Below are 15,756 nucleotides of genomic sequence, written 5' to 3'. Positions count from 1 at the left end.
CCTGTTTTGCCTTTTATATTTTAAACTATTTAGAAATATTAGTTATTCCCGAATTTGAAGCCTACCCCTATTTGTGCGAAACTGTTAGTGATTTTACCACCACTGTTATCGTTAGAAAGGTTAGATACCCCTAAGCTATATCTTGCATCAAAGAAAAGTCCGTTTTCAAGCATATATTCTACACCTACGAATGGAGCGATGTTTAATTTTTTGATATCATCTTTAATATCGATTTCACCTGAACCGTCCTCGTCTTCTATATCTATGCTGATAAGATCTGAACCAATTACAGTTTTTTGTTTAGCAGTAAGGATAACTCCGAAGTTAGCACCAGCAGCAACAGATAAGTTTTCTGTAATAAAATATTTAGCAGAAATCGGCACTAGAAGTGTCCCGAAAGTAACTTTGGTTTGCTCACCAAAATAAATTCCTCCTGCATTTACTCCATCAATCTTTTCTTTTGCTCCAAGTGGAGAGTATAAAACCTCTGCCTGAAAACCGAATTTATCATTGATTTTGTATTCTGCCATACCTCCGATGTAGAAAGTATATTTAGGATCCATTTTTCTTTTTTCTAAATCGTCTTGCTTTTCATCAACTTTAATTGTTGACATTGCAAAACCTACTTTAGGTCCGAATCTAAATTCCTGAGCGTTTACATTTGCACCTAGTACAGTTATTGCTGCAACGAGTAAAAGTTTTTTCATTGTATTAGTTTTTAAATTATTGTGCCGCAAAACTAATAAAATTTTTCTAATTAACAAATTTTAACAAAATAATTAATCTTTTAAACCAATTTTATTGATAAAATTTATTTTCAGATTTAAAAAAATAATGCTGAAATAAGCTCAATTTCTCAAGGCTCAATTTCAGCAAAATCTATTATTTTAATTAAAAAATCTAATCTTTTGATCTTTTATCTTCCTCGTTGTAAGCCAGAATAATTTTTCTCACGACAGGGTGTCTCACTACATCCTCTTCCGTAAGATGCACAAAACCAATCTCTTTTACGTCTTTTAAGATTCTCATCGCTTCTTTTAATCCGGAATTTTGTTTTGGAGGTAAATCAATTTGAGTTGGATCTCCTGTGATAATGAATTTCGCATTCATCCCCATTCTGGTTAAAAACATTTTCATCTGAGCGTGAGTGGTATTTTGAGCTTCATCCAAAATAACAAAAGCATCATCAAGCGTTCTACCTCTCATAAAAGCCAACGGAGCAACCTCAATGACTTTTTTCTCCATAAAACCTTCCAGTTTTTCATGAGGAATCATGTCGCGAAGCGCGTCGTATAAAGGCTGCAAATATGGATCAAGCTTTTCTTTAAGATCTCCCGGTAAAAACCCAAGGCTCTCCCCTGCTTCCACGGCTGGTCTCGTTAAAACAATTCTTTTGACTTCTTTATCTCTTAACGCTCTGGCCGCTAAAGCTACACTCGTATATGTTTTACCCGTTCCTGCTGGACCAATTGCAAAAACCATATCTTTTTTCTCAGTTTCTCTTACTAATTTTTTAAGATTGGCGGTTTTAGCTTTAATAATTTTACCGTTTACTCCTTTTACGATAATATCCTGATCAAAAATCAACTGTTTTTCGCTCTCGTTTTTTATTTTAAGAACATTTTCAATGTCTTTTAGTTCGATAGAATTATTTTTAGAAATAAATTTTACAATATCATCCAGTTTTAGCCTGAAAACATCCAGAGTTTCCTGATTTCCCATTGCAAAAATATAATGATCTCTTCCCGTAATTTTAAGCGTCGGAAAGCTGGATTTTATTAAATTGAAATATTGGTTATTAACTCCATAGAAGATTTTTGAATCAATATCTTCCAAATCATACGTTAATTCAAACATGCAAATATTTTTAGATTAGAATCTAAATTTAGAGTTTTTTTTCAAATAGATCTTAAATTTTTATCCACAAATAACCATTTTAATAATATCGTAACAAATCTTCTGATCTAAATAGAACATTACTAAACAATTATCATTTTCACATTAAAATCACAACAACAAAACAAATTGTTTATTACATCATCACAACCTTAACAGGCTTTTTAAAAACAAAATTAAAATCCAAACTTAAAAATCATTGATCTTTAAATTTCATAAATCCAATATAGATTCTAAATTTTTAATATTTAGCTTTAAATCAATTTATAACCGTAAGCCTTTATTTTATTCATTTTTAGGATATTTTTAAGGATTCAAATTCTCTTAATTCCCTTTATTTTAAATAAATTTGCAAAAACTATCATTCTAGAATTACAAAATGTCAATTATTACGCTTACTTCGGATTTCGGAAATTTAGATTACAGGGTTTCGGCTGTCAAAGGCAAGATTCTGTCTCTGAATTCGAAGGTTACTATTATTGATATTACCCATGATATCCAGGCATTCAACCTTATACAGACTTCTTATATCGTTAGAAATGCCCATAAATACTTCCCAAAAGGCAGTATTCATATCTTGGCGGTAGACAGTTTTTTCCATAAATCAAGAAAAAATATTTTATATAAAGCGAATGGCTCCTATTTTCTGGCAGCAGATAACGGACTTTTAAGTTTAGTTTTTTTTGATATTAAACCAGAAGCCATCTACGAAATTACCTTGAACAACAGATTCGATGATGTGGTTAATTTTACATCAACCGATGTTTTTGTTCCTGCTGCAGTCCATTTGGCGAATGGTGGTCTTCCGGAAGTTATTGGGCGAAAAATTGATACCGTAAAAGAACTTTTCTTCCCGAAACCCGTTTATAATGAGCCGGAAAGAATGATTATCGGTGAGGTAACGTACATTGATAATTTCGGAAATATAATTTCAAATATCAACAAAGAAATTTTCGAAAGTACAGGCAAAGGGTATGAAAATTTCACTATAAAATTCAGAAACTTAACGCTTTCGAAGATATTTCAAAGCCATACTGAAGTGGTTTCCGACTGGGAAAGGGAGACAGAGTATCATGGACAGTCGGCTGCAATTTTCAATGACAGTCAGCTTTTAGAACTTACCATCTACAAAGGGAGCAAAAAAAACGGGGCAAAATCTTTGTTTGGATTGAACGTAGGCGAGAATATTTACATTCAATTTTTCTAAAATTATACATTTCATAAAAAAACCGATTTTTTTTATATATTTGTCAAAATCTAAAAATTAAAAATGGCAGAATACAAATTATTGCTTCCTTCCATGGGAGAAGGTGTTATGGAAGCGACAATTATCACTTGGTTATTCAATGAAGGTGATAGTGTAAAAGAGGATGATTCCGTAGTAGAAATTGCAACAGATAAGGTAGATTCAGACGTTCCGACACCAGTTTCGGGGAAAATTGTAAAAATCTTAAAGCAAAAAGACGAAGTTGCCAAAGTTGGTGAAGCCATTGCTATTTTAGAAATTGAAGGAGAAGGCGGAAATACAGCGTCAGAAGAAGTGAAAACGGAAACTCCAACTTCAGCGCCAGATGCTGAAACATTAAAAACGATTGAAGGTGCTTTAAACCCAACAGCTACTTCACATGTAGAATATTCAGGAGACCTTTATTTGTCACCTCTTGTAAAATCTATCGCTCAACAGGAAAACATTTCTGAAACTGAACTTAAAACCATCAAAGGAAGCGGTTTAGAAGGAAGAATTACGAAAGAAGATATTTTAGCTCATGTAGCTAACAGAGGGAATCAACCTCAGGCAGCTTCGGCTCCGGCTGTATCAGCTCCAAAACCAGTGGCAACAACTGTGGTTGCAACGCCAATTTCAGTAGCTGCAGGTGACGAGATCATTCCAATGGACAGAATGAGAAAAATTATCGCTGAAAACATGGTTAAAGCAAAACATATTGCGCCACACGTTACTTCTTTCATCGAAACAGACGTTACCAACGTTGTAAAATGGAGAAATAAGCATAAAGATATTTTCGAAAAACGTGAAGGTGAAAAATTAACTTTCATGCCGATTTTCGTGAAAGCGATTGTAAAGGCTATTCAGGATTATCCGATGATCAACGTTTCTATTAACGGTGAAAATATCATCAAAAAGAAAAACATCAATATCGGTATGGCTACTGCTCTTCCAGACGGAAATCTTATCGTTCCTGTAATTAAAAATGCAGACCAATTATCTCTTTCAGGTTTAGCAAAAGCAATCAATGACTTGGCTTATAGAGCAAGAAATAAAAAACTTAGACCTGAGGACACTCAAGGTGCAACATATACTATTTCTAACGTAGGAAGCTTTGGAAACTTAATGGGAACTCCTATTATTCCTCAGCCTCAGGTTGCTATTTTGGCAATCGGAGCGATCGTTAAGAAACCTGCAGTTCTTGAAACTAAAGATGGTGATGTAATTGCAATCCGTCAGTTAATGTTTATGTCTCACTCGTATGACCACAGAGTTGTAGACGGTTCTCTTGGAGGTATGTTCCTGAAACATGTTCACGACTATCTTCAGAACTGGGATATGAATACGGAAGTATAAATAATGAATAATTTTTGCCAATCAAATATAATTAAACCTTCGAAATTTATTTTTCGGAGGTTTTTTATTGTTGGAATTTTGATTAATTAATATTAAATTTAAAACAAGCTTAAAATAGTAGTTTATCTTTAGACAAAATAAAATTTAATACTGATAAAATTGCTGATAATATGAATTTCGCAATTTTAACTTAATTTTACCGTTCAAAACAAACAAATGTTGAAAATTTTCACCCTCATTCGAAGAAGTCTCAAAAAATCCTTCGACAATATCCGAAACGAACAACTGAAGTATAATCTACTTCAGGCCATTCCATTTTGGATTGGATCTGTGATTACAGGCTTTGTTGCTGTGATGTACGCTAAAATTTTCGCGTGGGGAGAAAAGCTTTTGGAAATGATTCTTCATTGGCATGATTGGATGATTTTTATCATTGCTCCGATCGGTTTTGTACTTTCATGGTGGCTGGTAAAAGAATTTGCCCCAAACGCCAAAGGAAGTGGAATTCCGCAGGTAATGGCAGCTGTTGAATTGGCTAATCCAAAGGAACATACAAAAATAAGAAGTCTTTTAAGTTTAAAAATTATTGTTTTTAAAATCCTTTCCTCTGTTATATTGGTGATTGGCGGTGGTGCTGTTGGTCGTGAAGGTCCAACCATTCAGATTGCAGGTTCTGTTTTCAGAAAGGTGAACGAATATCTTCCTCATTGGTGGCCAAAAATTTCCAAGAAAAACATGATTATGACAGGAGCTGCAGCAGGTCTTGCGGCCGCTTTCAACACTCCGCTTGGTGGAATTGTATTTGCTGTTGAAGAACTTTCAAAAACGCATATTAATTACTTTAAAACAGCTCTTTTTACCGCTGTTATCATTGCCGGATTAACTGCCCAGACATTTGCAGGATCTTATTTATATTTAGGCTATCCTAAAACCAATGATGTTTCTCTAATGGTGATGTTTCCTATTGTTTTAGTCGCAGGAATTGCAGGAATTATGGCAAGTCAGCTTTCCGTAACCATGCTTAAAATGAATGACTGGAAAAAAAGAAACCTGAAAACTGACAAATCAAACGTTATTTTTCTGGTTGCCTGTGCACTTTTTATCGCTTCCATCGCTTATTTCATCAATAGAGAAATTTTAGGTTCAGGAAAGGAAATCATGGAAAGAGTGCTTTTCACTCAAAATAAACATGAAGATTGGTATGTGCCTATTTTAAGAATGCTAGGCCCTGCCCTTTCGTTTACTTCTGGCGGTGCAGGCGGAATTTTCGCACCAGCTTTGACCGCCGGAGCAAGTATCGGATCTGTAATTTCGGGAGCCATACATTTAACGCCAAACGAAAGCAACGTTGTTATTTTAGGCGGAATGGTTGCATTCCTTACCGGAATTACCCGAGCTCCTTTTACATCAGCAATTATTGTATTGGAAATGACCGACAGACATTCTTTGATCTTTCATTTGATGTTGGCGGGGATGGTTTCTTCTATTGCATCGATTTTAGTAAGCAGACATTCACTGTATGATGTGATAAAAGTTAATTTCTTAGCGGAGATTAGAAAGGAGGATTGATGTTTTAGTGTTTTAGTTAAAAATAAATACAATTCTTGACTTTTAAATAATATTGATTCGATTATGTATTAATTTTTAAAAATTCACGATTTACGATTGACAATTCACCAATTTTATTTGATTTATTTGATATTTTTTTACAAATATTTACGCTATACATTGTGTATTAGAAATAAAATACATAATTTTGCACCTCGAAATAATTAACAAATTCATTTAACATTATGAACAATTACGAAACTGTTTTCATTTTAACTCCCGTTCTATCTGATGCTCAGGTGGAGGAAGCAGTGAAAAAATTCGAAGATCTTATCAAAGAAAAGAACTGCGAAATCGTTGCCAAAGAAAATTGGGGACTAAAAAAATTAGCTTATCCGATTCAATTGAAAAAGAACGGATTTTACACTTTAATTGAGTTTAAAGGTGAAGGTACTGTAGTTGCTGACTTAGAATTGGCATTCAAACGTGACGAAAGAGTAATTCGTTACCTTACTACAAAACTAGACAAGCACGCTGTAGAGTATGCTATCACTAGAAGAACTAAAGTAAAGACAGCTAAGGCTTAATATTAACCCCAAATTAAAAAAGACAAGACATGGCAATAGATGATATGGCTAAACAAGCCTCAGCTGGAGGAGAATCAGAAGTAAAATTCTTAACTCCACTTGATATCAATACAAAATCTGAAAAGAAATATTGTAGATTCAAAAAATTCGGAATTAAGCACGTTGATTACAAAGATGCTGATTTCTTATTACAGTTCGTAAACGAACAAGGTAAAATCTTACCAAGAAGATACACTGGAACTTCTTTGAAATACCAAAGAAAAGTTTCTGCTGCTATCAAAAGAGCAAGACACCTTGCTTTGATGCCTTACGTAGCTGACTTGTTGAAATAAGCCAACAAAAAAATAAATAAAAGAAGAGAGCTCGCTTTCTTCTTTTGTTGCTGAATAAATAATTTTAATTCTAACGATTTTTAGATAAGAGATAAAAGATGAATGATAAAAGATTTTAAAGTCTTGCTTCTTTACTCTTTATTCTTTTCTCTAAAACTAAAAACGGACAACAACAATGGACATTATCCTAAAAAAAGACGTAGAAAACTTAGGTCTTGAATTCGATACAGTAAGCGTAAAGCCAGGTTATGCTAGAAACTTCTTACTTCCTCAGGGAATTGCACTTTTAGCTACACCTAAAAACAAAGCAGCTCTAGAAGCTACTTTGGAAGCTAGAAAAGAAGAAGAAGCTAAATTAATCGCTACAGCTAACGGTGTAGTAGATCAATTGAAGAAAACTACAGTTATCATTCCTGCAAAAGTAGGTTCTGGTGATAAATTATTCGGATCTATCAACAATGCAGATCTTTCTGCTGCTCTTGCTAAAGCTGGAGTTTCTGTAGAGAAGAAATACATCAAAATCCCAGGAAACACTATTAAGAGAACTGGTAAAGTAACTGCTAACATCAGATTACACAGAAATGTTGAGTACAACTTCGAATTCGATATCGTATCTGACGCTCCAGTAGAAGCTCCAAAACCAGCTGCTCCTAAGAAAGTAGTTGCTGTAGAAGAAACTCCTTCTGAAGAAGCTTAAGATTCTAAAGAGATTTTCTCAAATATATAAACCACTTCGTTTGAAGTGGTTTTTTTTATGTCGTCATCCTATGTTTGCACTAGGAAAAGATATTGAGTATAACTAAATTTATTTCAACAGAAGAAGAGAAAGATAAAAGCTGATATGAGTCATTGGTCTTAAAAGACTGTTCGCAATGCTAGTTCCTTTCTCTCTCTGCTTTTGAACTTGGACAGTTCATTGGTCATTAAGACCGTATTTAGGATTGATAAGTCTTAAGCAGATTCTTCCGTTTACTTTCTTAAAAAACAAATGTATGAAAAAAAGTAAAAATTATGTTGGAATTGACCTCTCGAAATTAAGTTTTGATGTTGCTCTTTGTAATTCTGAAAACAAGTATACCTATCACAAATTTGCTAATAATGAAAAAGGCTTCAGTTCATTATTGAGTCTTTTAAATAAGTCAGAATGTATTTGTGTCATGGAAGCCAGTGGTTCTTATTACTTAAAGTTAGCTACTTTTTTATCAACTCATGAGATTAATGTCTGTGTAATAAATGCACTGGTAATCAGAAGGTTTTCTCAGATGCGAATGAGTAGAGCAAAAACGGATAAGAAAGATGCTATGCTGATTGCAGAATACGGTAGAAGTGAAAATCCTGGCTTGTGGGAACCAGAGGCGAATCATACTTTAGAACTTAAACAGATGCAGGCTTATCTGGAACAGTTGAATAAAAACAGGACAGGGTTTATTTTACAAAAAGAAGCATTTGCTCAAAACCCTGTTAAGAGTGAAGCCATTGAAGCAAGTATAAGTTGTGTTTTAGAAAAAATAGAGCAAGCTATAAAGACAATAGAATGTCAAATGGAATTGATCATAAAAACACATCATCAGGAAATGTTTGATCAATTAAGAAGTATTCCAGGAATGGGAGGCAAAACATCTTTGCTTTTAATTGTAATTTCCGGTGGATTTACAAAATTTGAAAAGTATAAACAACTTGTTTCTTATGTTGGAATCTCACCTAGAATATTCGAGTCCGGGACAAGCGTTAGAGGAAGATCAAAAATATGTAAAATGGGGATGAGTAAGGTAAGAGCAATGCTTTATCTGTGTGCCTGGTCTGCTAAAAGGTGTAATAAAGCATGTAAAGACTTATACGATAGACTCGTTGAAAAAGGGAAAGCAAAAAAATTAGCTTTAATAGCAGTGGTAAATAAATTATTAAAGCAAGCTTTTGCCATTGCCACTAAAAAAGAATATTATTCATTAAAATAATCTAAAATAAATTTGGAAATAAACACAGTTCATTGCGAGGAGCGAAGCAATCTCAAAACAAACTCCACGCTACAACTTCACTATCCACTTCGTCATTGCATAGGAATCTAAGCTCTTTTTTGTAAAATCTACTGTTGAGATTCTTCCAGAATGACAAACTCTCGTGAAAACCAATCGCTGAGCCAAATTTTCTTACATTAAAAGATTGCTTCGTCGCTTCGCTCCTCGCAATGCCCCAAAAACACTCTAAAAATACTCCAACTCTCAAACACACACTCCCACTTACCTATTTCCCTTTCAATTTCTGCTGATATTCACTCGGAGCAACCCCAATTACCTTTTTAAAAATATTACTGAAAGAAGACAAACTATTATAACCAACCATCATCGCAATCTCATACATATTATACTTTCCTTCCAACATTAGCTCTAAGGAACGAGTAATTCTCAAAGCACGTAGAAAACGAACGTAATTCATCCCTAAAATCTCTTTAAACTTTCTTGATAAGGTTCTTGTACTTATTCCGAATTCTTTGGCGGTAGATTCTATCGTAAGCGGTTTTTCAAGGTTAGCATGAACGTATTTAGCAATCTTCAATAAGGTTTCATCTTTAGGAAAAGGATGTTGCACTGGAAATGCCAAATTTTTGTCTCTTTTCTCAGGGAGAATACTTTTCAGCGCTTTGAGGAAATAATATTTTGAACTGTCATTTTTTGTGATTTTCCCATCCCAGTCTTTGGTATATAAAATCATCTCTCTAAGCAAATGACTTACAGAATACACATTAATTTCATCAAAAAAGCCATCTTCATTTTCCTCTTTTTTAAAATAAAAATTATATAAATCTACCTTCGGGCTTGAACTAAAAATATAATGCGGAGTTCCCGCGGGTATCCACATAAAGCATCTTGCGGGAAGATACCAATGCTTTGAATCTGTAAAAACATGCACAATACCGCCCTCTGCATACACTAATTGTGCAGATCCGTGATAATGAACATCCGTTGTTATATTTCCTGCAAGTACGTTGTATATGTAAAATTCGGCATCTTCTTCTTCGACTGCTCCAAAATGACTGTCATTCATAAAATAAAGGTAAGGAGAAAATTTCACTTTGGCGTAAATGAACAAATCTTTTTCTGTTTTCACAAATCGTGTCTGGTACTCCACCCCGTAACTTTGCATAATCAAAATCAATTTATCAAAAAATATTTAATTAAATTATGAAAATGATATTTAACGCATGTAGATATCAAGGCATTGCGTTGTGCTTATTATTGATAAGCAGCTTTCTACACTCACAAATGATAGATTATCAATCTCTCAGCTTACAACAGGCTGTAGAATTGGGTCTAAAGAATAATAAAAACATTAAGATAAGTCACTTAAAACAACAAATGTCCGAAACCAAAGAGAAAGATCTCAAAATGGAAAAATTACCGGATATCGAATTTCATACAAGCTATACTCAGGTTTCAAATCTTTTTCAACATGAAGATGGCTTATTCGGAAAAGCTACAAAATATGACGTGATCAACGGAATGTATGATTTTACACTTTCAGCATCCATTCCTTTATACATGGGAGGAAAGATTAAAAATACAGAGAAAAAAGCATCGATTGACACCGAAATTTCAAGCTTAAAAACTCATTTGGATGAAAGACAGCTTACAATGGAAATCATCACCGCCTTCCTTCAGATCCATCATTTAAAAGAACAGCAAAGTTTGATTAATGATAAAATGAAAGAAGATTCTGTGAATATCAAACAGGTCAAAGCCTTAAAAGCAAATGGAGTGGTAACAGTGAATGAAGTTCTGAGAACCTCTTTACAGCTTTCCAATCACAAAATGAGCTGGACAGAATTAGATAACGATATTCAAATCGCGGAACATAAATTAAAAACGATCCTTTCTCTTCCGGAAAATCAGGAAATGCACGTCAATACAGAAGATCTAATCTCCGATAAAGCTGAAATTCCGTATGTAGATGAATTAACAGAAACTGCCTTAATCAAGAACGAATCTGTTGAAATGACGCACAAAAATCTTTCATTAAAACAATTGGATCAAAAAATAACAAGAGCGAATTATTTACCTAAAATAACAGCTGGCGGAGAATATTTTTTAAAATATCCGAATATGATGTTTTTCCCTCCCGAGCCTTACGCTTACCGTTTAGGAATGATCGGAGTAAACCTAACCTATCCTATCGAAAGTCTGTATAAAAACAAATACAAAATGCAGGAAGCAAAGGAAAATATAAGCTTGGCAAAACTTCAAATTGAGGAAAATGATGAGAATGTAAGACACAATGTTTATGAAGCTTATAAGAAGTTTGAAGAAACCGATCAAAAGGTGAAAATCGCCGAAGAAGCAATTAATCAAGCGAAAGAAAACTACCGTATTGTGAGAACTAAATACATCAATAAATTAAGCTTAATTACTGAACTTATCGATGCAGACAATGCCAATCTGGAAGCTCAATCTAATCTTATTTCCGTAAAAATAAACCGACAACTTAAATATTACCAACTCCAATATACGATTGGAAATCTGTAAAAAACTATGGCACAGAAGCAATTAACACAAAAAGAAAAAAGAATCAATAAAACAATCACATTATTGGCCTGGATCCTTATTATCAGCGGGATTACAGGGATGACAAGTTTTTATCTTTTTTCGAGAAAAAATGTTACCACAAACGACGCGCAGATCGAACAATATATTACGCCTGTTTCTAGTAAAGTTTCAGGTTTCATTAAAACTATAAAATTCAACGAAAATCAATTCGTTCACAAAGGAGATACTTTGATCATCATTGATAACAGAGAATTTGTAAACCAAGTGAAAATGGCAGAAGCCAATCTTCACGCCAATTCTGAAAATATTACCACCATTCAAAGTGGCGTGAATACAAAAGAAAGTGACACCAAAATCATCGATGCAAAAATTGCTTCCGCAAAGATCGATATTTGGAGAACTGAGCAAGATTTTAAAAGATATAAAAACTTGGTTTCAGAGGATGCCGCGACCGAACAGCAGTTTGAAAATGTAAAAGCGTCATACGATCAGGCAAAAGCCAATCTTTTAGCGTTGGAACAGCAAAAAAATGCTGTGAAAGTAAGCGCAAGCGAGCAGGAAACTAAAGTTGCTCCAGCAAAAAGTCAGATCCAGCAAAGTTCTGCAAGTTTGAATAATGCTCAACTTTTCCTTTCCTACACTGTAGTTACAGCGCCTTATGACGGTTGGGTTGGAAAGAAAACAATTCAGGAAGGTCAGTTGATCAAAGAGGGTCAGGCTTTGGTTCAAATTGTAAGTAAAGAAAAATGGATCATTGCCAATTATAAAGAAACTCAGCTTGGACAAATTGATCAAAAGCAAGAAATTACGATTACTGCAGATGCCTTTCCTGATGTAGAATTTAAAGGAAAAATTGTATCAATCTCACCCGCTTCGGGTTCTCAGTTTTCTTTAGTAAAACCAGACAATGCAACAGGAAACTTCGTTAAAATCGAACAAAGATTTCCAGTGAAAATTATTCTTGATAACAATCAAAATAACGAAAAATTACTTTCCGGAATGAACGTTCTGGTGAGTGCGAAAAAGATATAGAGTTTGAGAGCATGAGGGTTTGAGAGTTTTTTTGCAAAAGAGTTAATGTATTAGATTTAAAATTTTTCAAATTCCTCTTTCTCAAATTTAAAATTAACCAATTAAGTTCTTTTTTCAACGAAAAGGCTGGACTGCAAAGCCGCAAAATTGCCATTTTTTTCTTACGCATTTTGCCATTTTACCTTTTACTTATTTTACATTTTGCTTTTCGGTCTTTTCGTTTTTATTAATTAAAAAAATGCAACACAATTCAATTTATTATAAATGGGTTCCGCAATGGCTGAAGCTACCACTTCTCGTATTGGCACTGTTTCCGCACTTGATGTTACTGTCAATCCTGCATTCTAACAGTGCTTTCACTTCGTCATTTATGGATGTAGATCCTGATGATATTCAGTATTTATTAATGATGATGTACGGAACATTCGTAGTAACCATGTTGGTTTTACAACGGTTTATGGCCTATTTTAGTGTAAAATATTATATTCTGCTGATGTCTTCTATTTCAGTCATTATTCTATACGTTTTATCCGTCACGAACGACTATCATATCATTTTAGTAATCAGATTTTTAGAAGGGATTTTCGGATTAATGGAAGGTGCCATATTTTTACCGTTAATCATTGCGGAATTAAAGACTAGACACGCCAAAGTGATTGCTTATCTTTTCATGTACACGATCATGCTTACAGGTGGAACAATCACTACTTCTTTGTTAAAATCGAGCATCCAAGATTATGATTTTCAGCATATGATTTTGATGATTCTTTACTTTCATATTTTTGTTTTAATTATCGGAATTGCACTTTTCAACAGAAACAGATTCTTTCCTAAAAAACCTTTATATCAATTAGATATCACAAGTTGGTTTCTTCTTTGGATTTGTTTACAGGCCGGATCTTACGCTATTATTTACGGAAAAAGATTGATGTGGTTTGAATCGGATACCATCATTTTATGCCTGTTTGTATTCCTGCTTTCAGGTGGATTATTTATGCTAAAACAGAGAAATTCTAAGCGTCCGCTTTTCCACTTTGAAGTTTTCAGTTCAAAAAATGTGATCGTTGGAATGCTTTTATTCTTCATATTTTATTTAATTCGTTCAGGTTTAAATAATGTTTACGGTATCATGGCAACCGTCTGGAAATGGCCGTGGGATTATATCGTAGACATTCAATACTGGAATGTTGCGGGAACATTGATTGGTGTATTTTTATCCGGAATCTGTTTAATGAAAGGTATTTCTTCAAGAATCGTATTTTTCACAGGATTTCTATTATTAGCGATAGATTGCGCCTGGTTCACCTACACTTTTTATCCTGACACAACGCTTTTAACGATTTGTCCACCTTTATTTTTACAGGGACTTGCACAAGGTTTATTGTTTACTCCGTTGGTATTCTTCTTGATTTCAGGAATGCCCGAAGAATATGTTGCCAACGTCACCGCATTAGGGACTTCTACCCGTTTCTGGACAACCGCAATTGGTTACGCTTTAATGCAGAATTTGATGTTGTTTTTAACCTTAAAACATTCAGATACATTAAGTTTTGAATTGACAGATACAAATCCGGTTTTTTATTCACAATGGAATCAAATTTTTGGATCAAATATTTCAAAACTTCCTGTAAATGAATCATTATCGGTGACGGCAGGAGCCTTTAAAGCTAAAATTGCCGCACAGTCTATGTTACTTTCCAATATGGAAATCTTCACTGGATTATTTTGGTTAGCATTGATCACTGCTTTGCTTTTGTTGCTGTATCATCCCGTAAAAATTGCGATTAGAAATATAATGTAATTTTTAGGCAAAAGATTTGCATTATTTTCTGAAATTTGGTTTATGGAAATTCAGGAAATCGTATCAAAGCAGAAAGAGTTTTTCAACACACAGAAAACGAAGAATCTAAAATTCAGGAAAATGTATCTTGAAAAATTAAGATATCTTATTCTTGAAAATGAAAACCTCTTAAATGAAGCTATTTACAAAGATTTTGGCAAGTCAAAATTTGATACGTTTACGACTGAAATTTCTTTTATTTTAAAGGACATCAATTTTTATCTTAAAAATTTAAATGCTTTAGCGAAACCTAAAAAAGTAAGAACCAACCTTTCCAATCAAATCGGCAACAGTAAAATTCACTCAAACCCATTAGGCTGTATTTTAGTAATTGGAGCATGGAATTATCCTTATCAATTATCCCTCTCTCCTATCATTGCTGCTTTGGCTGCCGGGAATTGCTGTATTTTAAAACCAAGTGAAATTGCAGAAAATACCATGAAAGCAATGTCTAAAATCATCAACGAAAATTTTCCTCCCGAATATTTGTATGTTTATGAAGGCGGAATTGATGAAACGACAGAACTTTTAAAATTAAAATTCGATAAAATATTTTTTACCGGAAGTACTAAAGTTGGGAAAATTATTTATAAAGCCGCAGCTGAACATTTAACGCCAGTAACATTAGAATTAGGTGGAAAATCTCCTGTCATTATCACTAAAGATGCTAATCTTGAAGTCGCAGCTAAACGAATTATTTGGGGTAAATTTTTGAATGCCGGACAAACCTGTGTAGCTCCCGATTATTTATTGGTTGAAGAATCTATTCAGGAACAGTTTCTGGAAATGCTGAGAAATCAAATTAAAGAATTCAAATACGAACCAGATTCCGAGCAATACACCAGAATTATTAATCAAAAGAATTTCCAGAGATTAATTAAATTAATCGATAAAGAAAAAATATATTTCGGCGGAAATTACAATGAAGAAAAATTATACATTGAACCAACGATTTTAACTAATATAACTTGGGAAGATGATGTGATGCAGGAAGAAATTTTCGGACCTATTTTGCCTGTGATTTCATTTAAAAGTTTTAATCAAACAGTAAATTATCTGATTGAACTTGAAAAACCACTTTCGGCCTATTTATTCACCAATAATTCTGAAGAGAAAGAATCTTTTAAACAAAAGCTTTCTTTTGGCGGAGGCTGTATTAATGATGTTGTGATGCATTTAGGAAATGACAATTTGCCTTTTGGCGGCGTTGGAAGCTCAGGAATGGGAAATTACCACGGAAAATTTGGTTTTGAAACCTTTTCACATCAAAAACCTGTTCTGGAAAAAGCAACTTGGGGAGAACCGAATATTAAATATCCTCCTTATTCTGAAAAGAAACTAAGCTGGATTAAAAAATTACTTTAAAAACAAAAAAACCGAGAAAATTTCTCGGTTTTAATTT

Annotated in this window: 14 protein-coding genes; 11 read left to right on the top strand and 3 right to left on the bottom strand. The window is 33.7% G+C overall.

Annotated elements, in window-relative coordinates:
* Positions 1 to 38: 38 nt before the first annotated feature.
* Positions 39 to 707 carry a porin family protein gene (locus A0O34_RS18580; RefSeq protein ID WP_066758076.1) on the bottom strand — a complete coding sequence of 223 codons (669 nt, stop codon included), beginning with the start codon at positions 705 to 707 and terminating at the stop codon, positions 39 to 41.
* Positions 708 to 900: 193 nt separating this feature from the next.
* Complete coding sequence (locus A0O34_RS18575; RefSeq protein ID WP_066758073.1) at positions 901 to 1,857, bottom strand: PhoH family protein; 957 nt, start codon at positions 1,855 to 1,857, stop codon at positions 901 to 903.
* 418 nt (positions 1,858 to 2,275) lie between these two features.
* On the opposite strand from A0O34_RS18575, the gene A0O34_RS18570 reads away from it, so the two are divergent.
* From A0O34_RS18570 to A0O34_RS18540, 7 genes are all read left to right on the top strand, one after another.
* Complete coding sequence (locus A0O34_RS18570; RefSeq protein ID WP_066758070.1) at positions 2,276 to 3,103, top strand: SAM hydrolase/SAM-dependent halogenase family protein; 828 nt, start codon at positions 2,276 to 2,278, stop codon at positions 3,101 to 3,103.
* Between the two features lie 63 nt (positions 3,104 to 3,166).
* Positions 3,167 to 4,477: a dihydrolipoamide acetyltransferase family protein gene (locus A0O34_RS18565; protein WP_066758067.1), complete on the top strand. Its 1,311-nt coding sequence runs from the start codon at positions 3,167 to 3,169 to the stop codon at positions 4,475 to 4,477.
* Positions 4,478 to 4,693: 216 nt separating this feature from the next.
* Positions 4,694 to 6,046: a chloride channel protein gene (locus A0O34_RS18560; RefSeq protein WP_066758065.1), complete on the top strand. Its 1,353-nt coding sequence runs from the start codon at positions 4,694 to 4,696 to the stop codon at positions 6,044 to 6,046.
* Between the two features lie 224 nt (positions 6,047 to 6,270).
* On the top strand, positions 6,271 to 6,612 hold the full coding sequence (rpsF, locus tag A0O34_RS18555) for a 30S ribosomal protein S6 (protein WP_066758064.1): 342 nt from the start codon (positions 6,271 to 6,273) through the stop codon (positions 6,610 to 6,612).
* A 29-nt stretch (positions 6,613 to 6,641) separates the two neighbouring features.
* A complete protein-coding gene (rpsR, locus tag A0O34_RS18550) occupies positions 6,642 to 6,944 on the top strand; it encodes a 30S ribosomal protein S18 (protein ID WP_027382072.1) in 303 nt (100 codons plus the stop codon).
* 175 nt (positions 6,945 to 7,119) lie between these two features.
* A complete protein-coding gene (gene rplI, locus A0O34_RS18545; RefSeq protein WP_066758063.1) occupies positions 7,120 to 7,641 on the top strand; it encodes a 50S ribosomal protein L9 in 522 nt (173 codons plus the stop codon).
* Positions 7,642 to 7,936: 295 nt separating this feature from the next.
* On the top strand, positions 7,937 to 8,899 hold the full coding sequence (locus A0O34_RS18540; protein ID WP_066758062.1) for an IS110 family RNA-guided transposase: 963 nt from the start codon (positions 7,937 to 7,939) through the stop codon (positions 8,897 to 8,899).
* A 286-nt stretch (positions 8,900 to 9,185) separates the two neighbouring features.
* Here A0O34_RS18540 and A0O34_RS18535 read toward each other — a convergent pair whose 3' ends face one another.
* Positions 9,186 to 10,085: a helix-turn-helix domain-containing protein gene (locus A0O34_RS18535; RefSeq protein WP_228394317.1), complete on the bottom strand. Its 900-nt coding sequence runs from the start codon at positions 10,083 to 10,085 to the stop codon at positions 9,186 to 9,188.
* 119 nt (positions 10,086 to 10,204) lie between these two features.
* On the opposite strand from A0O34_RS18535, the gene A0O34_RS18530 reads away from it, so the two are divergent.
* The 4 genes from A0O34_RS18530 (at position 10,205) to A0O34_RS18515 (ending at position 15,719) form a co-directional block, all read left to right on the top strand.
* Positions 10,205 to 11,461, top strand: a complete 1,257-nt coding sequence (locus A0O34_RS18530; protein ID WP_066758057.1) for a TolC family protein — start codon at positions 10,205 to 10,207, stop codon at positions 11,459 to 11,461.
* A gap of 6 nt (positions 11,462 to 11,467) precedes the next feature.
* Positions 11,468 to 12,514 (top strand): HlyD family secretion protein, encoded by a 1,047-nt coding sequence (locus tag A0O34_RS18525; RefSeq protein WP_066758055.1) that lies wholly within the window; start codon positions 11,468 to 11,470, stop codon positions 12,512 to 12,514.
* Positions 12,515 to 12,752: 238 nt separating this feature from the next.
* Positions 12,753 to 14,315, top strand: a complete 1,563-nt coding sequence (locus A0O34_RS18520) for an MFS transporter (protein WP_066758053.1) — start codon at positions 12,753 to 12,755, stop codon at positions 14,313 to 14,315.
* A gap of 42 nt (positions 14,316 to 14,357) precedes the next feature.
* Positions 14,358 to 15,719: an aldehyde dehydrogenase gene (locus A0O34_RS18515; RefSeq protein WP_066758050.1), complete on the top strand. Its 1,362-nt coding sequence runs from the start codon at positions 14,358 to 14,360 to the stop codon at positions 15,717 to 15,719.
* Positions 15,720 to 15,756: the final 37 nt, after the last annotated feature.

This window comes from Chryseobacterium glaciei (assembly GCF_001648155.1).
GTDB lineage: Bacteria > Bacteroidota > Bacteroidia > Flavobacteriales > Weeksellaceae > Chryseobacterium > Chryseobacterium glaciei.
This window is presented reverse-complemented; position numbering and strand designations above follow the sequence as displayed.